General features: G+C 66.7%; 1 protein-coding gene. It reads right to left on the bottom strand.

Annotated elements, in window-relative coordinates:
• Nucleotides 1–403, bottom strand: a 403-nt coding sequence (locus EN862_RS34955; RefSeq protein ID WP_135913290.1) for an HlyD family efflux transporter periplasmic adaptor subunit, incomplete at both ends; no start/stop codon positions are given.

The raw sequence follows: 403 nt of genomic DNA, 5'->3' as shown, positions 1-403 counted from the left end.
CGGGTTTCACGCCGGGGGGTAGGGCGTCGGCGATCTTCAGCCTGGCGCGGAAATAGGGCTCGCGCGTGGCCGGGTCGATCAGCCGGTCGGCGGAGATCTCGCTGACCGTCGCCGACACTTCCGGCGTCAGGCGCATGTTCAGCGCCGAAAGCCTGAGCTTCGCCGGCTGGCCGACGCGGACCTGGTCGATGTCCTTGGGCCTTAGCTTGGCGTCGACGTTGAGGCCTGAAGCCGTGGGCAGGATCTCAATGATCTTCTCGCCGGGCGCGATCACGCTGCCCTTCGAATTATAGGTCGACGACACCACGATGCCGTCGGCCGGCGCCTTGATCGTCGTGCGCTGAAGTACCGCTTCGGCCGCCCGCATCCGCTCCTCTATGTCGGCGAGGTTGGTGCGGACGTG

It is taken from the genome of Mesorhizobium sp. M2E.F.Ca.ET.219.01.1.1, from assembly GCF_004016445.2.
Lineage (GTDB): Bacteria > Pseudomonadota > Alphaproteobacteria > Rhizobiales > Rhizobiaceae > Mesorhizobium.
Note: the sequence above shows the minus strand (reverse complement) of the source record. Positions and strands in the feature narration are given on the sequence as shown.